Origin of the sequence: Bacterioplanoides sp., from assembly GCF_965219715.1 — a bacterium.
Lineage (GTDB): Bacteria > Pseudomonadota > Gammaproteobacteria > Pseudomonadales > Oceanobacteraceae > Bacterioplanoides.
The window spans coordinates 35,354-51,242 of the sequence record NZ_OZ244785.1 but is presented as its reverse complement, the minus strand read 5'-3'; the positions used below and the strand labels follow the sequence as shown (position 1 = coordinate 51,242).

The following is a 15,889-nucleotide window of genomic DNA, read 5'->3' as shown; positions in this document are numbered from 1 at the left end:
AATTTGACCAATGGCATAACGATTGCTAAAGGGTAGAGTCTAACAATAAGAAATAATCGAGTGGGCACTCAATAATGGAACAAGGCTATCTTTCGACCGCGCTAATTAGACCACTTCTGGAATCTGCAGGTTCTGCTTTCTTCAATGAAATTCAGTCACAACCTGATGCCGTGCAACGAATCCTGAAGCAACTAAAAGACCCGGACAGCCGAGTTAGTGCCAACGATGCCGATCAGCTGGTGAACGAACTCATCAGTAGTACGCACGACGAGTCCTTGTGTGTTCAGCCTGCTCACAAATTTAATGCACACAGCAGCTGTCAGTTGCAGCATTTATTTTTATGCTGCAACACATTGCGCGAAGCTTTGTATTATCTGGAAAAATTCTCGCCATTGTTGGGCGATCAACTTGAAGTCCAGGTCACCCGTACCCGCGACAACATTATTAAAGTCAAACTGCCGGTTAACGAAAACTTTATTGTGGCAGCAGAAAGACGCCGCAGTGAAATGGTGATCAGCACACTGCTAAGCTGGCTGCGTCAGCTATGTGGACCCGAACTCCAAATTACCTCCGTACAACTGCCATTTCCGGCAACTCAATACAGCAGCCAATACCAGCGCGCCTGGAAAACTGAAACTGAATTTAATTGCGAAGAATGTAATATCCAGTTCCATAGCAAGTGGCTGGATGAAGGCTTACATAACACCAATCCACACATCCTGAAAATGATGAAACGCGAGGTTGAAGAACAATACCGCAAACTCGCCCGTTCAGGATCTCTTGCCGAAAGAATTCGCAAAGCACTAACACAAAATAAAGTTCGTCTGAATGCCAACCAGCAAGAAGTGGCCGACTACTTTCATATCAGCGCGCGCACCCTGAACCGTCATTTGCACAAAGAAGAAACGTCGCTCAAACAAATTGTCACGGACGTGCGCATCGAAACTGCAAAACGTTTACTCGTTACCAGTGACGACAGCATCGAGCAAATTGCTCTGCATATCGGGCTTTCAGGCCGCCGCACTCTGGATCGCATTTTTATCAAAGAAATCAATCAGAGCCCGGCACAATATCGCCAAAGCCAGCGCTCAACGCCACTGGTGGCGGTAGCAGGCTGACGCTTAACAGCGCGTATCAGGCAATACCCTCGAGCCTGATGCGCATTAATGCAGCAACACTGATCGCATCCGTGATCTCACCGTTTAATGCCATTTTCAGTGCATCATCAAAAGCTAACCGCCGAATACTGATCACTTCTGTTTCTTCAAACTCGGTTTCTCCCTGAGACAAATCACGGGCAACAAAAACTTCCGCCTCTTCATTGGTAATCGAATTGCTCAGATGCAGTTTGAATAAGGCAGCAACCTCGTTTGCGATTAATCCAGTTTCTTCTTTTAACTCACGAATTGCGCAGTCTTTACCCGGTTCACCATAAGGAGCGCCGCCCATCGGAATTTCCCAGTGGTATTGCTGCAATGGATAACGATATTGACCGACAAGCCAGGTATCACCATTTTCTGCAATAGGAACAATACCAATCGCCCGGTTTTTAAAACTGACGGTGCCATAAATACCCGGGTTACCCGCCGGATTTAATACATCATGGTGCTCAACCTCTATCCAAGGGTTTTGATAAACCGTTTCCTTACTTATCAACCGCCAGGGGTTATCCGTGCTCATGTTTTCTCCGTCTTTTTACGCCTGCGTAAATCATCAAAAATAAAATGCCCGATATGGTTCCGAGCAGGTGTGAGTTCGTTTCAACACGCCCACCAATGTAACCCTGCATGGCCATGTCATCGTACCAGGGTAACTGCTCCCAGATTGTTTTAGCGATAATGACAATCGCAAACAACCATGCCATGCGCTGGCTGTAATGATTAGAAATAAAAGGGGCAACCAATAACAAACCATGAAGGGCTCCCGACATACCAACGTACCGCTGCAGATAATCGGCATAAAAATAGAGGCCTGTGCCAACCCAGAGACAGCACCAGAAAAGCAATAAAACACCAACACGATTATTCAGATAACGGCCTGCAACATAAGCAAACAGCATCATACCCAGAGCATTTCCAAGCAGATGATTGGTTGATAGGTGCACCCAGTTAGCAGAGAAAACACGCCACCACTGCCCGGCATCAATTTGCATACGATCAAACTGTAGCCAGTGTGAGGAATAGGGTTGCCCGAGGCCTAAGCCCAACATAAGCAGAATAACAATCAGATAAAGCGCATAGCTTTGCCAGAATGGCTGAATGGTAGAAGCCAACACAGGAGACGTCCTGTCCGAAAAAAGAGCCGCTATTATACCCGGCGACGGCGTGGAACCAAGACGAAGAGTAACAGCAACGACAACATGCCCGCACCGGAGGAACTTTCACCTTCAGAGCGTGATACGTCACCACGATTCAGGAAAGGTGCTGCCGGAATGTCACGATTCATCACCAGCAAACGTGCCGCAACATCAAATTCCGCCGCCCCGAAGTTATCGCTTGTCCCCTCACGTACCCAGGTCTTTTCACTTAACCGCCCCTGAAGGTCGATCGCCAACGGTTGGTGATTGGCTTCCGCACGACTGGTCAATAATACAAACACCTGGCTGTAATTCTGATTTTGCAGTCGTTGTTTAAACATCAGACGGTTCCAACCGGATACCACCGGAAAACCCGCTTCCTTCCATAACGCGCCCTGATAACCTGAAAGTTGTGGATCATGAGGGAATATTTCGACATCAACCCGGCCTTCACCCAGTGCAAACCAATCGATACCATCCATCCAGACGACGTTATCATTCAAAGACAATTCGATCAGCACCTGTGCAACACCGTCATATTTCCCCCAGGCGGCATTAGGGCCAACATCGTCGTACCCAAGGTTATCGCCAAATACCGGATTGCTGACGTTCAGACTCACATCAGCAACAACGCCGGTTTCCATCTCCAGTAACTCAACAACATTAGGTAATTCATTAGCAGCAGGGCTCGGGCTGACTGCCGAAAACAATGTCTGACCGGAAGCCGAGCGAAACACGTCATTGGCATCACCACGATTACGATTCTGGTCGAGGTCCGAACCACCGTCCGCTTCCTCAACATTCACCAGCTGGCGACTAACATCATCATTTTGATTACCTAATGGACCATAGCCAACCCAATCATCAATTCGGGTCACTAATACGCCCTCACCTGGCAAACCGAGGTCGTAGTTATGCTGGCGACGGTGCTCCAACAGAATACGCTGCCCATGGCGGTAGCCGTCGAGATTTACTTCCAGCACATCCGGGCCATCAGTAACGGCACGCATGGTGATGTTGTTCATGCCCTCTTTTACCTGGCCTAATGAGATAAAGCCTGCCTGCTCTTTACTCCAGCCCAGCATATGCGCAGGGCTGTTGCCAGCAGTACCCGATGCAGAATTCCAGCCCCCAAGCCCCATCAGCCCCCAGCGGCCAATTCCCATGCTTTTACCGTATCGATCGTACAGGTCGGGCAGGTCGAACAACAGATGACCCAGCTCGTGACAAATGATTCCGATGGTGGCCTGCCGGGTTTGATGACGCTCACCAAACATCGCGTATTCGCCAATATTCAGGCCCTGATATTGACCACGATACAAGCTGCTTTTGTGTGCCCAGATACGTGGACGAGTAGTTCCCGCTCCGGCAAATGCCTGCTCATAACCTGACACCAGAAACACCACACCAAGCTCGTTAGGGTCCAGCCAGTTATCGCCGTTTTTATCGTATGCCGCCAGGTTTAAAGTTTCGGGCAAGCGTTCTAATGCTTCCCGGGCCAGGTTCTGGCTGGCACTGCCGTAAGCACTGCCAAAGTCAGGGTGTTTGCCCGGCAATGTAATTGAAACAATACCGTCGTTGGCAGTCCCCACGTTCTCATTGACGGGCTGAACGTCGAAGTTACCGTAAGAATTTTCGAGGAAGTAATGATTCACACTGTCGCTTTCGCCAAATAAGCTGCGTGCGACCTCAGCATCGGAATAACGGAATCCCTGATCGGCAAAGGCAACCCGTATCACCAGCAGATTCTGGCGAAAATATTGCCAGCCACCGGGATAGCGATAAGGTGTCCTTGTTTCGGTTTGTTGGTTTTGCGCAGTGACAACCGACAAAGCTTCACGGCTATGAACGGTAAATTCCCCAACCTCGTGCTGATGAAACTCAGTCATCTCGATGATATGGCTAACGTCGAGTCCATCGACCAGCGGCTGGTCAGTTGCCGTAACCACACCATGATTGTTGACGTCAGCAATAAACCAAACATCACCACGTTGCAGGATTTTTTTACCATCAGCAGTTTCCAGCCAATGATTATCGCGGTTACCGGCGGGTGTTACCTGGATTTGTGAACCGTCGGATAACGTCAGCGTAAAAGGTTGCTGCAATGGCAAGACATTGGCTGAAGCAGCCTCGGCCAGGAAGAAAATAACAATGTAGGAGATCAATCTGAACATGACTATGAATCAAGCAATTTCTTAACTTAACCATAGTCAACCCATGTTCATTGAAAGGGCGTTTTAACAAACCCCTACAGAGAAACATTTAATTGACAGTACCTATTAAAAATTCTGCCAATTTTTTACCAAACTCAGCCCTGGCTGGTTACCAAAGCCTCGCAGTTCTCCCCTTTCACTGCGCCGCTGCCCACCAGCGAATCAATAAACTGCATCGCCCTTTCTTCCATCCAATAGGTCTGATCGCGGTTTTTCTGAATAAAACCAACGTGTCCACCGGATTCCGGAATTTCGAGATACAAATGAGGATGGTCGCGAGCAATGTCATTTGGATAACAGGAGGCTGACAAAAACGGATCATTCCTGGCATTGACCAGCAATGCCGGCACATTGATGTCTTGTAAATACCCAAGGCAACTCGATTTTGACCAGTAATCCAGCGCATCATCAAAACCGTGTAACGGCGCGGTGTAACGGTCATCAAACTGGCGAAACGTACGAATTGCCCGATAGTTCTCTACCGACACCAGTTCCGGGAATTGCTCCGCCTTTTGCTCCATTTTTACTCGTAAATCGCACAGGAAGCGCCACATAAATATGCGGTTGGCCGGCTTAGCCAGCTGATCGGCACTGCCACGCAAATCACAAGGCACAGAAAACGCACAAACGCCTTTAACCTGCTGAGCCAGTGGCTGCTCGCGCCCGGCGTAAATCAGACTGAGGTTACCGCCCATTGAGTAACCCACCAGAAATATCTGCTGATACCCTTTGCCGATCGCATGTTGCACAACCCGGTGCAGATCTTCTGTCGCGCTACTGTGGTACATCCGTGGTAAGCGATTTGGTTCCGGGCTGCAATTACGAAAATTCCACGCCAGCGCATCATAACCATGACGATTGGCCTGGCGTAGCGTGCCGAGAATATAAGGGCGCCGGGAATGGCCTTCCAGACCATGGGAAGCAATAACCAGAGGTCGCATAGATGTGTCACTTGGCGATAGTTTTGCCCAATCGAGATCCAAAAAATCACCGTCATCCAGTTCAATGCGCTCTGCTTCTAAGTCAGGCATACCAAGATTACGAAACAAAGTTGGATAGATGCTCTGAACATAACCGTTGGCAAAGCCACGCGGTGCACGATAACGGGATTGGATAATTGGCATAACAGCTCTGCTAACAGTAAATCTGAGCAGGCATTGTAACCATCAGAGTTAAAAATTCAGCAGCGGAAAGTGCAATAAGCGGAGGCACTCAGGCCATCAGAAGCGTTGATTCAGGTACTCAAGAATTTTATCGCGGCTATACAGCCAATTTTCATCCTGCCCATCGGCAACCCGTAAACAAGGAACCCGGGGAGCACCACCGCCGTGGAGCAATTCATTACGATAGGCATTTACCCGTAATACGTCTTTTTCGACGACTTTGAGGCCTAGCTTCTGACAATGACGTTTTATTTCAATCGATGATGGGCAGGTACGGCAGAAATAGAGATGCATGCGCCGTGAGGCACGATTAAGGTGGTTTTGTTCAGTGACAGATCGTTCTATCGGTTTCACCGGTACAATGCGATCAATAAAATCCGCAGTAATACCTTTGAATTGTCGTGTCAGGCTCATCACAAACCACTCGTGCACAGGAAGGCGGCATTGTAAGCAGTTGGCGATAAATATCCAGTAGCGAATAGTCCAAATTGACCGGGATTTTACTCTTATTCCCCGAGCACTCAGGGGTTATTCAGCAAAGAAACGGAAGCCAGCACCACCAGAATGGTGATTGTCATCAGCCAGCGACTGCGCTGACAGAATTTACAGGGTTGTTTCACTGGCTGCTTTGTCGACGCAGATCGGCTGGCAGAGGCATGGCGGGTAGCAAACATAGTTAATCTCCAAGTCTGCTACCCAGTATAGATCAGTTAATCCACTTATTACGGCTGAAGCCCGGGATATCACTCCAGTTTTCCCAGTGCATCCAAACGGCAACGGCTTTACCAACGATGTTTTCTTCAGGCACAAATCCCCAACCACGACTGTCGTGACTGTTACCGCGATTGTCACCCATCATAAAGTAACTGCCCTCTGGCACCGTCCACTCACCTTCCGGACCCGCCCAAACGACTTTTTGGTTAGTTCGGCGATCAACACCAACAACCCATTGCACCTCTGCGTCTGCAGCGTCCATTTGCTCCTGCGCCAGATATTTGGTTGGGTTGTAAGGAGGCTCTCCACCCAATTCTTTCGTTGGTACTGCCTTACCATTAATCGTCAGCTGTTTATTGCGATAAACAATCTTGTCACCCGGCAAACCAATCACACGTTTGATGAAATAACGAGGGTCGTTTGGTGGGAAGAAGACCATCACATCGCCACGCTCAGGTTCGCCAACAGGCACCAGGGTGTTGCCAAAAACCGGCATTCTCAGGCCGTAATGGAATTTGCTTACCAGGATAAAATCGCCCTTAACCAGGCCAGGCTCCATCGAACCGGAAGGGATCTGGAAGGGTTCAGCAATAAAAGAGCGCAGCACAAACACAATGGCTAAAACCGGGAAGAAAGATTTGCCCTGCTCGATGATAAACGGTTCTTTGGCCGCCTCTTCAACTTCTTCGCTACTGGCTTGTTGCTGACGCAGCTCATCAATGCGGGCAAGCCTCTGTTTGGCGAACCACAACTTGTCTGCCAAAGCGATCAATCCGGTTACCGCAGTGGCAACCATGAGAATCAGGGGAAAATCGATATCCATAATAATTCTTATAACAGGCGATAATAAAAACTGGCATTCTAACCGCCTGACCAAGTTTACGCGAGCGGCTAAACTCTTTATTACGATTTTCATCAGCCACGTACAATAATGACTCAGATAACCACCAGCAGCGGCCTGAAACTGGCCTATGAAAGCTTTGGCGAACCGGAAAACCCAGCCGTCATCCTGATTATGGGCCTCGGAGCACAAATGAAAATCTGGCCCGACTCCCTCTGCGCCGCCATTGCCGCGGCAGGCTACTTTGTCATCCGCTTTGATAACCGCGACGTTGGCCGCTCCAGCCAGTTTGATCAACATGGAAACCCAAGCCTGATCAAAACCTGGTTACAACAAAAACTGCAGCAAAAACCTCAGGTGCCATACACATTACGCGATATGAGCCGCGACGTGCTGGCTCTGATGGATCAGCTTGAGCTGGACAACGTTCACCTCGTCGGCGCCTCGATGGGTGGTATGATTGCTCAGATCCTGGCAGCTAAACACAAAAAACGGGTACGCAGTCTGACGTCGATTATGTCTGCCGCCAGAGCTCCGGGGCTGCCTGACCCCAACCTTAAAGTGCTGTTGCAGCTGGCGAAACGCCCCTCTCCTTTTAACCGCGAAGCTGCAATTCGCTACACCATGCGTATGAACCGTCTGATTGGTTCACCGGCCTATCCAATGGATGAAGTTGAATTACGACAACTCGCTGAAACCAGTTTTGAACGCAGCGGCACACCTGGTGGTTTTAAACGTCAGCTGGTTGCCATTACTGCCGCCGGAGATCGCAGTCAGCTACTGCAGAAAATTAAAGTGCCGACTCTGGTCATCCATGGCTCGGATGATCCTCTGATACCGGCACGCTTGGGTGAAGATACCGCTGCGGGCATCCGCAAAGCCAAGCTAAAAATCATTCAGGGAATGGGGCACGACCTGCCTCCGGCACTGGTGCCGAAATTAAGCCGCATGTTAATTAAACACCTGCACAAATCGGAAAAAAAATGGCAGCGTAAAATAATCAGAAAAGAGCAGAAAAATACGCTTACCCACGCTGAAACATCACATACTGAGCGGCGCATTCAAACCGGCTGATAACCCGAGAACTGTTGTGCCAGGTCCGCGGCATAGTTGTCAGTCATACCGGAAATATAATCCAGTGCACGCATATAGGCCTGATACAAACTCCAGTCACTTTGTGGCGCTGACTTACCCATTAATTCCAGCACCCGCTCATTGCGAAACGTCGCCTGACCTTCACAAATACGCTGACGCACGGCCGTAAGAAAAGCTTCCAGTAAAATTCCCAGCGTTGAATAAGAACCAATTTCCACCGCCAGCTTACGACCGTCTTTAAAAATTCGCTGACGGGCTAAATCTTTCGCCGCATAAATCACCTGTGCCACCGGACCTTCACAATAATCAACCAGATCGCCTTTTAACGTGCCCGACAGCAATGCCGTTTGTTGTTGCACAAATGCTTTACTGACCCCACTGACCATGGCCTCCATTACCTGGCCGCGCAACATTTGTAAGCGCCGGCGATCGTTATCAGCCTGTTCCAGATCGAGACTGGAATCCTGCCACTGTTGCGCCAATAACGGTCGCAATAAATCTTCCACTTCCTGATAACGCAGCAGCCCCATTTCAATGCCGTCTTCGAGATCGATCAGGCCATAACAAATATCATCAGCAGCTTCTAATAAGTACACCAGAGGATGACGACACCATGCGTCCTCGCTGGTTTGTATCAAACCCAGGGTACTGGCCACTTCGCGCAAAATAGGCATCTCAGTCTGGTAACAACCAAACTTTTTACGTTCGCCACGACTGACATAATCAACACTCCACGGGTATTTCAGAAAAGCCCCCAAGGTGCCATAAGTCAGCCGCATTCCTCCCTGAAATCGGTGATATTCAACCTGAGTGACAATGCGTAAGCCCTGAGCATTGCCTTCAAACGTTTTCAGGTCGGCTTTTTCCAGCTCACTCAAACCCTCGAGAAAATGTTGGTTCTGCGGATCACGAAACCAATGACGAATGGCATCTTCGCCTGTGTGACCATAAGGAGGGTTACCAATATCGTGTGCCAGGCACGCAGCCTGAACCATGGCGCCGAGGTCCTGCGGAGTAATTGCATCAGGCAGTTCATTCTGCAGCGCTTCACCTACCCGGGTACCCAGTGAACGGCCAACACAGCCCACTTCCAGGCTGTGTGTCAGACGGCTATGGATATGATCATTTTCAGATAACGGATGAACCTGGGTTTTACGATCCAGACGACGAAATGCGGAAGAGAAAATAATGCGGTCATAATCTTTATGAAATGGCGAGCGCCCCAGTTCTACGGCCAGAGTTCCTTGTGGTTCGCCAAACCGTATTGGTGACAATAATTGCTGCCAGTTCATCATATCCATATTACTTCCTTATTTTGATAACGCGACCATATCACACCACCATGACTTTACGATGAAGTGCTTGCTGGGTCATGAAGGGTAACCATTAACAATCTGTGGTGATGATATTAACGCTGCAATTGGGATCGCCAAATGAGTCGTAGGTGACATAACAACCATCGGCTGTCACCGGGCCACTGCCACGAATATCATAACCAACACGGGTATATTGATTACCGGTAACTACATTCAGCTCAGGTGTTGTTTGTAATCCGATGTGATCTCGCATTTCCAGCGAATCAGCCAATTCAGCCCGACTCTCCGGGCACAAATTTCGCCAGTCGACTTCTGATCGCCCAGCTTCGGTTTCAACAATATAAGCAGCCTGATTTCCCGGATTGGAAGCTGCAATCGACAAGCCCTGGGAATACGCAACGGAACGTACTATCGCAATACTTGAACGCATTGATGCTGCCACACCTTCGAGAGTAGCAATGCGCGCATTACGATCAATGGTCGCAAATCTCGGAATGACCAAAGCCGCCAATACTCCGATAATCACAACCACAGCGATCAATTCAACTATGGAAAAGCCTGCTTGTTTTTTTAACGACATAACATCTGCTTAACAACGCCCAGACTATCAGTCTAGACGCCGTTAAAGCGATGAACCAGCTAACGACACCGGTCAGAATACAGCGGGATACTCGCGGCGGATCGCTTCAATGCCTGCCAATACATCCTGCGACAAAGTAACATCAATCGCATCAATATTGGTTTTCAACTGCTCCATACTGGTCGCACCAATTAAGGTTGAGCTGACAAATGGCTTGCTGTTAACAAAAGCAATAGCCATCTGGCACGGATCAAGACCATGCTCTTTGGCCAGATTAATATACTGTTCTGCAGCCGCATCAACGGCGGCACCGGTGCGATGCTCAGGCCGGGTCTCAATAGTTAAACGTGCACCTTCAGGCTTGGCGCCATTCAGATATTTGCCACTGAGAATGCCACGGGTTAATGGTGACCAGGCCAGCAGGCCGCAATCTTCTGCCAATGCAATTTCTGCCAGGTCAGGCTCAAAATAACGGCATAACAGAGAATATTCGTTTTGAATACTGGCCATACGGGGCAGATTATTTTCTTCTGCCAAACGCAACCACTGCTGGATTCCCCAGGCCGTTTCATTGGACAAACCAACGTGGCGGATTTTTCCCTGCTCAATTAAATCCTGATAGGTATTTAATACTTCGAGGAAATTATCCTGCTCTTTATTGGCATCAAATTGCGGAGCAAATCCCCAGGTTTTACCAAAATGGTAAGAGCCACGATTTGGCCAGTGCATCTGATATAAATCGATATAATCCGTTTGCAAACGCGTCAGGCTGTCTTCAACGGCTTTAATAATGTTGTCGCGATTAATGATGTCACCGTCGCGAATCCATGCCAGCCCAGGTCCGGTAATTTTACTGGCAAGAATAACCTTGTCGCGCTGGCCACGCTCTTTAAACCATTGGCCAATAATGGTTTCAGTCGTGCCATAAGTTTCCGGAGACGGTGGAATTGCGTACATTTCCGCGGTATCAAAAAAATTAATACCTCGTTCCAACGCATAGTCCATTTGCTCAAAGCCTTCTGCCTGGGTGTTTTGTTTCCCCCAGGTCATGGTGCCTAAGCCGATTAAACTGATATCCAGGCCGGTACGACCTAATTTGCGGTATTCCACGTAAAAGCTCCTGTCACTAACAGAAGCCGGAGTTTATCAAGTTATTGGCAAGGCCGCTCTCTAGACGGCGACCTATTTGGGCGGCAACTTATTTTGTCAGCAGGAAATGAGCGCGGGCGGTTGCAATCGGGCTGGAACGCTCAGTCTGCCAAGCGTTGATTGCAACGTTAGCAACCCGGGTACCCTGACGCCAGACCTGACACTCAGCATAGGTATCCTGGTGACGACCGGCGCGTAAATAATCGAGTGAAAAGTCGATCATTTTAGGCAGCGTTGCACAATCCATATTCATAATCAGATGCAGCGATGCAGACAACTCCATAAAGCCGCCAATAACCCCGCCGTGAATAGCCGGTAAAATAGGATTACCGATGTTGTCGTCGTTTTTTGGCAGTTGAAACAAAACGTCTTTGCCCAGCCGCTGAAATTGCAGGCCAATCAGGTTGGCGTAAGGAATGCTATCGACCAGCGGCTGAAAATTTCCGCTCTGTTGTGCCTGGCGCAGTACATCTTCAAAACTGGCGGTACTCTCGACCAATGTCTGATCCGGAGTCACAATTGGTGAATCACTCATGCGTCGTCTCCGAATTCAATTTTGGCGCGGAATTCCGGTGGTGTCATATTGGCACCAATTCTCATAAAGGTAGCGGCACACTTAGCAATCAGGTCTCCCAGTTCACCCTCTTCTTCCTGGTAAACTTCACATTCGGTAAACACCACACTACTGGCTATACGGGTTGCTTTCGCCACCGCCACCAGATCAAGGCCAGGGGTTGCCGCCTTCATATAATCCATGCGCAGATCCAGCGTTGGACATAATTCGAAATCGGGCAATATCGAAAACACAGCGGTGCCACAAGCCGTATCCATAAGCGTTGTCAGACTGCCACCATGAACGGTGCCCAGAACCGGGTTGCCCACGATTTGCTGAGCATAAGGCAGACGCATGGTCACACTGTCTTCACTGGCACAATCAACCGTCAGACCTAATACCTGACAATGGCGTAAAGTCGCAAGGAAGCGTTTCGCTCGGGTTTCGATGGAAAGTGATGTCATAAAACTTACCTAACTGCAGAGGGCGCGGTTATACCGGAATTAATAGAATAGGCAATGATCATTTTGTCGCACACAATTGGCATAAATGCCAACGAACACACGGTAAACTGGTCGTTTTAGCCAAGACATTGCAGGCCAAAAGTTTACACCGTAAACTTCGAGTTAAGATTCCAGGAAATACGGGCAATGACAGATTCACTGAACAATATCGATTTTTACCTGAACCAGGTTGGCCAAAATGACATTGAGCTGGACTCAAGCTGGGGTCAGGGACGGACTACCTTTGGCGGCATGTCAGCAGCATTGATTCTAAAACAACTGAATGAGCAGGCGACAGAAGATGGCCTGTTACGCTCGTTAAACATTGCCTTCTGTGGTCCGTTGTTTACCGAGCAAGCCTGCTCTCTGCAATCTCAGGTTATTCGTCGCGGTAAATCCATCAGCCATTTGCAGGGCCAGATTCTGCAGGACAACAAAGTCGCCACTCTGCTTAATGCCTGTTATGGCCGCGAGCGCGAATCGGATGTGCATGTCAGCCATGCTCCGGTAAACATTCTGAAAGCAGAAGATGGCCAGAAACTCCCCTATCTGAAAGGCATCACACCCGAGTTTGTGCGCCATATCGATTTTATTTATCACGATGGCCAGTTTCCGTTTACCAACAGCCGAGTGAATCATATCCACGGCATGATGCGTTTCTCTGACCACCCGGAAGAAATTCGCGATGAGCATCTGGTTGCCCTGATCGACGCCTGGCCACCAACCGTACTTCAAAAGCTGAAGTCTCCGGCACCCTGTGCCAGTGTCACCTGGAGCCTGGAAATGGTTACTCCGATCAGCCAACTGGCCCAGCCGATCCGTGGTGATGACTATCTGATTTACGAAGCGGAGATTCGTCAGGCGCATGACGGTTACGCCCACACAGAAGCACGTATCGCCACCCAGGACGGTATCCTGCTGGCCCTCAGCCGTCAGCTGATTGCGGTTTACGACAAGCGCTGATCAACACTGAGTTAATGAACTGCGACCTCACGCAGTTTTAAAACCACATAAGCCGTGCGCGCAGGCTTCCGGAAATGTCCGGAAATTGTGCGCTGGCTATCCGCCGTCATAAAAACCTGCTGATCCGGAACTTCAATCGTCTTTTTATTAATCAGACTGAATATCTGGCCCTGATCCTGATTCACCTGGTGGGCAATCCACACCAGCTGTATCGCCTGCAGTTCGCCGGGATTGTGTAATTGCAGCTCATAACGACAGCTGAGCGCCTGACAAAATACACTCAGATTCTGATGATAAATTTTCTCGCTCTGTAACCACCAGTGCCCTGCCAGCGCGGCGGTTGCCAACAGCGCAAGAAGCATCAGAATACGTTGTCGCGAAAACACGATAAAAACACCTTTCTATCAATGACTGCAGCGTTGCGGAAGTCGGGGTTTTAAGTTGCCGAATCGCCTGGGGCCAACTATTACTTAAGTGTATTTATTGACTGGCCCAGAGACATTATGGCGACAAAGGTTCTTATTTGCGACGACTCCAGCTTTGCACGAAAGCAAATGGCGCGCGCCCTTCCTCCGGAATGGGACGTTGAAGTTCATTTTGCCAGTGATGGGGTGGAAGGCGTTGAACAGATTCGTCAGGGCAATGGCGAAGTAGTCTTCCTCGATCTGACCATGCCGAATATGGATGGTTACGGCGTGCTGGAAACCATCAAACGCGAAGATCTTCCAGCGATGGTGCTGGTAGTATCCGGCGACATTCAGCCCGACGCCCAGGAAAGAGTTCGAAAACTGGGCGCCATGGCGTTTATCAAAAAGCCCATCGATGCCGACAAAGCACGCACCGTGCTGGCTGAATACGGCATTCTGACGATGGAGGCCTGATATGAGCGAGGTAACTCTGAGCGAAGATCAGCGCGACTGTTATCAGGAGCTGACCAACGTCGCCATGGGTCAGGCAGCTGACCGCTTAGCAAGACTGCTCGACGCCTACGTCGTATTGCCCATTCCGCGGGTCAATCTGATTGAAAACAGCGAACTGCACATGGCCATTCAGGACGCTGAAAAAGACGCTGCGATTTCCGCCGTTTGCCAGGGCTTTATTGGCTCGGGGATTGCCGGTGAAGCCTTGCTGCTGTTTAACGATACCAGCTTCCAGGATTTATCCTCACTGATGAATTACACCGGGCCGCTGGATCGTCATGCTGAGCTGGAATTATTGATGGATGTCAGCTCGGTATTAATCGGCGCCTGTATTCAGGGCATTGGTGAGCAACTGGAAATTCACTTTAATCAGGGCCACCCGGTTGTGCTCGGACAACATTGTCAGGTCGACGACATTCTTAAAAGTGGCAATCATCAGTGGAGTAAAACGCTGGCGATTGAAATCCATTACACCATTGAACACGTCAATATCGACTGTGATTTATTACTGCTGTTTACCGAAGACTCGGTACACAAACTCAATAATGTTATCGACTTTTTGCTGGATTAATCATGAGTGATTCAAATTTTGATATCGGCGACATTCACTGGTTAATGGATATTTTGCAAAATATCGACGTTGGCCTTGTGGTGCTTGATCGCAATTACGAAATACACCTGTGGAATGGCTTTATGGAAAGCCACAGTGGTATCAGCCCACAAAATGCCAAAGGGCAGAATTTATTCGAGCTGTTTGATGAAATTCCACGAGACTGGTTTACCCAGAAGTCAGAAGCAGTTTTCCAGTTAAAAACCCGCACGTTTACCATCTGGGAACAACGGCCGTACTTATTTAAATTTAAAAACTACCGTCCGATTACCGGCCGGGCCGCCACCATGTATCAGAACACCAGCATTATTCCGCTGGAGTCGATTAATAAAACCGTCGACCATATCTGCATTATTATTTACGACGTCACCGATGTGGCGGTTAACCGTGAAGACGCATTAAATGCTAACCGCTCGCTGGGCCAACTGAGCCGCGAAGACCACCTCACCGAACTGCCTAACCGGGTTGTTTGGGAGCAAGAGGTTCAGCGCGAATACAGCCGTTGCTGCCGCAGCCAGAATCCGTCCACTCTGGTGGTGTTTGATGTTGATAACCTGACTGAAATTAATGCGCAGCATGGCCATAAAACCGGTGATGAAGTGCTGAAGATTGTTTCTGACTCGTTACGTCAGACAATGCGCCAGACCGATTTGCCCTGCCGCTTTGGTGGCGATTTGTTTGCTGTGTTACTGGTTGATACCAACGAAGAAAACGCCAGTCGTTTTGCCGAACGTATTCGCAAAACCATTGAGGTACTGGACGTACAAACTCAGGAACAACAGTTGAAAGTCACCGCCAGCATCGGTGTTGCTGAATTTTCGAACACATTTGCTAATGAAACCGACTGGATTCACGCAGCCAACAAGGCTTTACTGCATGCAAAGCAACAAGGTGGCAATAAAACAACCCTTTACCACCCTAAAGCTCATCAATAGTCGGAATCCAACCGCCAACTATTGCCATAATTGACCTA

19 protein-coding genes are annotated in these 15,889 nt (G+C 49.1%); 6 read left to right on the top strand and 13 right to left on the bottom strand.

Annotation, left to right across the window (positions count from 1 at the left end):
- Positions 1-74: 74 nt before the first annotated feature.
- Positions 75-1,118, top strand: coding sequence for an AraC family transcriptional regulator ligand-binding domain-containing protein (locus ACOQOZ_RS00755; RefSeq protein ID WP_420590377.1), 1,044 nt, complete (start codon positions 75-77; stop codon positions 1,116-1,118).
- Between the two features lie 16 nt (positions 1,119-1,134).
- On the opposite strand, the gene ACOQOZ_RS00750 is transcribed toward ACOQOZ_RS00755, so the two are convergent.
- The 7 genes from ACOQOZ_RS00750 to lepB form a co-directional block, all read right to left on the bottom strand.
- On the bottom strand, positions 1,135-1,680 hold the full coding sequence (locus ACOQOZ_RS00750; RefSeq protein WP_420590376.1) for an NUDIX domain-containing protein: 546 nt from the start codon (positions 1,678-1,680) through the stop codon (positions 1,135-1,137).
- Positions 1,667-2,275 (bottom strand): rhombosortase, encoded by a 609-nt coding sequence (rrtA, locus tag ACOQOZ_RS00745; RefSeq protein ID WP_420590375.1) that lies wholly within the window; start codon positions 2,273-2,275, stop codon positions 1,667-1,669. The genes ACOQOZ_RS00750 and rrtA overlap by 14 nt, the downstream gene beginning before the upstream one ends.
- A 32-nt stretch (positions 2,276-2,307) precedes the next feature.
- Positions 2,308-4,470, bottom strand: coding sequence for a M6 family metalloprotease domain-containing protein (locus tag ACOQOZ_RS00740; protein ID WP_420590374.1), 2,163 nt, complete (start codon positions 4,468-4,470; stop codon positions 2,308-2,310).
- 134 nt (positions 4,471-4,604) lie between these two features.
- Entirely contained in the window at positions 4,605-5,633 is a 1,029-nt protein-coding gene (locus ACOQOZ_RS00735; RefSeq protein WP_420590373.1) for a YheT family hydrolase, read from the bottom strand.
- 96 nt (positions 5,634-5,729) lie between these two features.
- Entirely contained in the window at positions 5,730-6,086 is a 357-nt protein-coding gene (locus tag ACOQOZ_RS00730; protein ID WP_420590372.1) for a glutaredoxin family protein, read from the bottom strand.
- A gap of 107 nt (positions 6,087-6,193) precedes the next feature.
- On the bottom strand, positions 6,194-6,346 hold the full coding sequence (locus tag ACOQOZ_RS00725; RefSeq protein ID WP_420590371.1) for a hypothetical protein: 153 nt from the start codon (positions 6,344-6,346) through the stop codon (positions 6,194-6,196).
- Between the two features lie 32 nt (positions 6,347-6,378).
- Positions 6,379-7,209, bottom strand: coding sequence for a signal peptidase I (gene lepB / locus ACOQOZ_RS00720; RefSeq protein WP_420590370.1), 831 nt, complete (start codon positions 7,207-7,209; stop codon positions 6,379-6,381).
- A 108-nt stretch (positions 7,210-7,317) separates the two neighbouring features.
- Between lepB and ACOQOZ_RS00715 the strand changes: the two genes are divergently transcribed.
- Positions 7,318-8,301, top strand: coding sequence for an alpha/beta fold hydrolase (locus ACOQOZ_RS00715; RefSeq protein ID WP_420590369.1), 984 nt, complete (start codon positions 7,318-7,320; stop codon positions 8,299-8,301).
- Here ACOQOZ_RS00715 and ACOQOZ_RS00710 read toward each other — a convergent pair.
- The 5 genes from ACOQOZ_RS00710 to ACOQOZ_RS00690 form a co-directional block, all read right to left on the bottom strand.
- Positions 8,289-9,623 carry a deoxyguanosinetriphosphate triphosphohydrolase gene (locus tag ACOQOZ_RS00710; protein ID WP_420590368.1) on the bottom strand — a complete coding sequence of 445 codons (1,335 nt, stop codon included), beginning with the start codon at positions 9,621-9,623 and terminating at the stop codon, positions 8,289-8,291. The two genes, ACOQOZ_RS00715 and ACOQOZ_RS00710, sit on opposite strands and share 13 nt — an antisense overlap.
- A gap of 85 nt (positions 9,624-9,708) precedes the next feature.
- On the bottom strand, positions 9,709-10,218 hold the full coding sequence (locus ACOQOZ_RS00705) for a type II secretion system protein (protein ID WP_420590367.1): 510 nt from the start codon (positions 10,216-10,218) through the stop codon (positions 9,709-9,711).
- A gap of 72 nt (positions 10,219-10,290) precedes the next feature.
- A complete protein-coding gene (locus ACOQOZ_RS00700; protein WP_420590366.1) occupies positions 10,291-11,328 on the bottom strand; it encodes an aldo/keto reductase in 1,038 nt (345 codons plus the stop codon).
- A gap of 88 nt (positions 11,329-11,416) precedes the next feature.
- On the bottom strand, positions 11,417-11,902 hold the full coding sequence (locus ACOQOZ_RS00695) for a PaaI family thioesterase (protein ID WP_420590365.1): 486 nt from the start codon (positions 11,900-11,902) through the stop codon (positions 11,417-11,419).
- A complete protein-coding gene (locus tag ACOQOZ_RS00690) occupies positions 11,899-12,384 on the bottom strand; it encodes a PaaI family thioesterase (protein WP_420590364.1) in 486 nt (161 codons plus the stop codon). The genes ACOQOZ_RS00695 and ACOQOZ_RS00690 overlap by 4 nt, the downstream gene beginning before the upstream one ends.
- 186 nt (positions 12,385-12,570) lie before the next feature.
- Here ACOQOZ_RS00690 and ACOQOZ_RS00685 point away from each other — a divergent pair, with 186 nt between their 5' ends.
- Positions 12,571-13,386 carry an acyl-CoA thioesterase gene (locus ACOQOZ_RS00685; RefSeq protein ID WP_420590363.1) on the top strand — a complete coding sequence of 272 codons (816 nt, stop codon included), beginning with the start codon at positions 12,571-12,573 and terminating at the stop codon, positions 13,384-13,386.
- Positions 13,387-13,397: 11 nt separating this feature from the next.
- On the opposite strand, the gene ACOQOZ_RS00680 is transcribed toward ACOQOZ_RS00685, so the two are convergent.
- Positions 13,398-13,772, bottom strand: coding sequence for a hypothetical protein (locus tag ACOQOZ_RS00680; RefSeq protein WP_420590362.1), 375 nt, complete (start codon positions 13,770-13,772; stop codon positions 13,398-13,400).
- A gap of 117 nt (positions 13,773-13,889) precedes the next feature.
- Between ACOQOZ_RS00680 and ACOQOZ_RS00675 the strand changes: the two genes are divergently transcribed.
- The 3 genes from ACOQOZ_RS00675 to ACOQOZ_RS00665 are packed head-to-tail and all read left to right on the top strand — an operon-like array spanning position 13,890 to position 15,851.
- Entirely contained in the window at positions 13,890-14,267 is a 378-nt protein-coding gene (locus ACOQOZ_RS00675) for a response regulator (protein ID WP_420590361.1), read from the top strand.
- Position 14,268: 1 nt separating this feature from the next.
- Complete coding sequence (locus tag ACOQOZ_RS00670; protein ID WP_420590360.1) at positions 14,269-14,877, top strand: histidine kinase; 609 nt, start codon at positions 14,269-14,271, stop codon at positions 14,875-14,877.
- 2 nt (positions 14,878-14,879) lie between these two features.
- A complete protein-coding gene (locus ACOQOZ_RS00665; RefSeq protein WP_420590359.1) occupies positions 14,880-15,851 on the top strand; it encodes a diguanylate cyclase in 972 nt (323 codons plus the stop codon).
- Positions 15,852-15,889 lie beyond the last annotated feature (38 nt).

Coding starts and splice junctions, on each gene's coding strand:
- ACOQOZ_RS00755 (WP_420590377.1), top strand. CDS start 75: ATGGAACAAGGCTATCTTTCGACCGCGCTAATTAGACCACTTCTGGAA.
- ACOQOZ_RS00750 (WP_420590376.1), bottom strand. CDS start 1,680: ATGAGCACGGATAACCCCTGGCGGTTGATAAGTAAGGAAACGGTTTAT.
- ACOQOZ_RS00740 (WP_420590374.1), bottom strand. CDS start 4,470: ATGTTCAGATTGATCTCCTACATTGTTATTTTCTTCCTGGCCGAGGCT.
- ACOQOZ_RS00735 (WP_420590373.1), bottom strand. CDS start 5,633: ATGCCAATTATCCAATCCCGTTATCGTGCACCGCGTGGCTTTGCCAAC.
- ACOQOZ_RS00730 (WP_420590372.1), bottom strand. CDS start 6,086: ATGAGCCTGACACGACAATTCAAAGGTATTACTGCGGATTTTATTGAT.
- ACOQOZ_RS00725 (WP_420590371.1), bottom strand. CDS start 6,346: ATGTTTGCTACCCGCCATGCCTCTGCCAGCCGATCTGCGTCGACAAAG.
- lepB (WP_420590370.1), bottom strand. CDS start 7,209: ATGGATATCGATTTTCCCCTGATTCTCATGGTTGCCACTGCGGTAACC.
- ACOQOZ_RS00715 (WP_420590369.1), top strand. CDS start 7,318: ATGACTCAGATAACCACCAGCAGCGGCCTGAAACTGGCCTATGAAAGC.
- ACOQOZ_RS00710 (WP_420590368.1), bottom strand. CDS start 9,623: ATGGATATGATGAACTGGCAGCAATTATTGTCACCAATACGGTTTGGC.
- ACOQOZ_RS00705 (WP_420590367.1), bottom strand. CDS start 10,218: ATGTCGTTAAAAAAACAAGCAGGCTTTTCCATAGTTGAATTGATCGCT.
- ACOQOZ_RS00695 (WP_420590365.1), bottom strand. CDS start 11,902: ATGAGTGATTCACCAATTGTGACTCCGGATCAGACATTGGTCGAGAGT.
- ACOQOZ_RS00690 (WP_420590364.1), bottom strand. CDS start 12,384: ATGACATCACTTTCCATCGAAACCCGAGCGAAACGCTTCCTTGCGACT.
- ACOQOZ_RS00685 (WP_420590363.1), top strand. CDS start 12,571: ATGACAGATTCACTGAACAATATCGATTTTTACCTGAACCAGGTTGGC.
- ACOQOZ_RS00675 (WP_420590361.1), top strand. CDS start 13,890: ATGGCGACAAAGGTTCTTATTTGCGACGACTCCAGCTTTGCACGAAAG.
- ACOQOZ_RS00670 (WP_420590360.1), top strand. CDS start 14,269: ATGAGCGAGGTAACTCTGAGCGAAGATCAGCGCGACTGTTATCAGGAG.
- ACOQOZ_RS00665 (WP_420590359.1), top strand. CDS start 14,880: ATGAGTGATTCAAATTTTGATATCGGCGACATTCACTGGTTAATGGAT.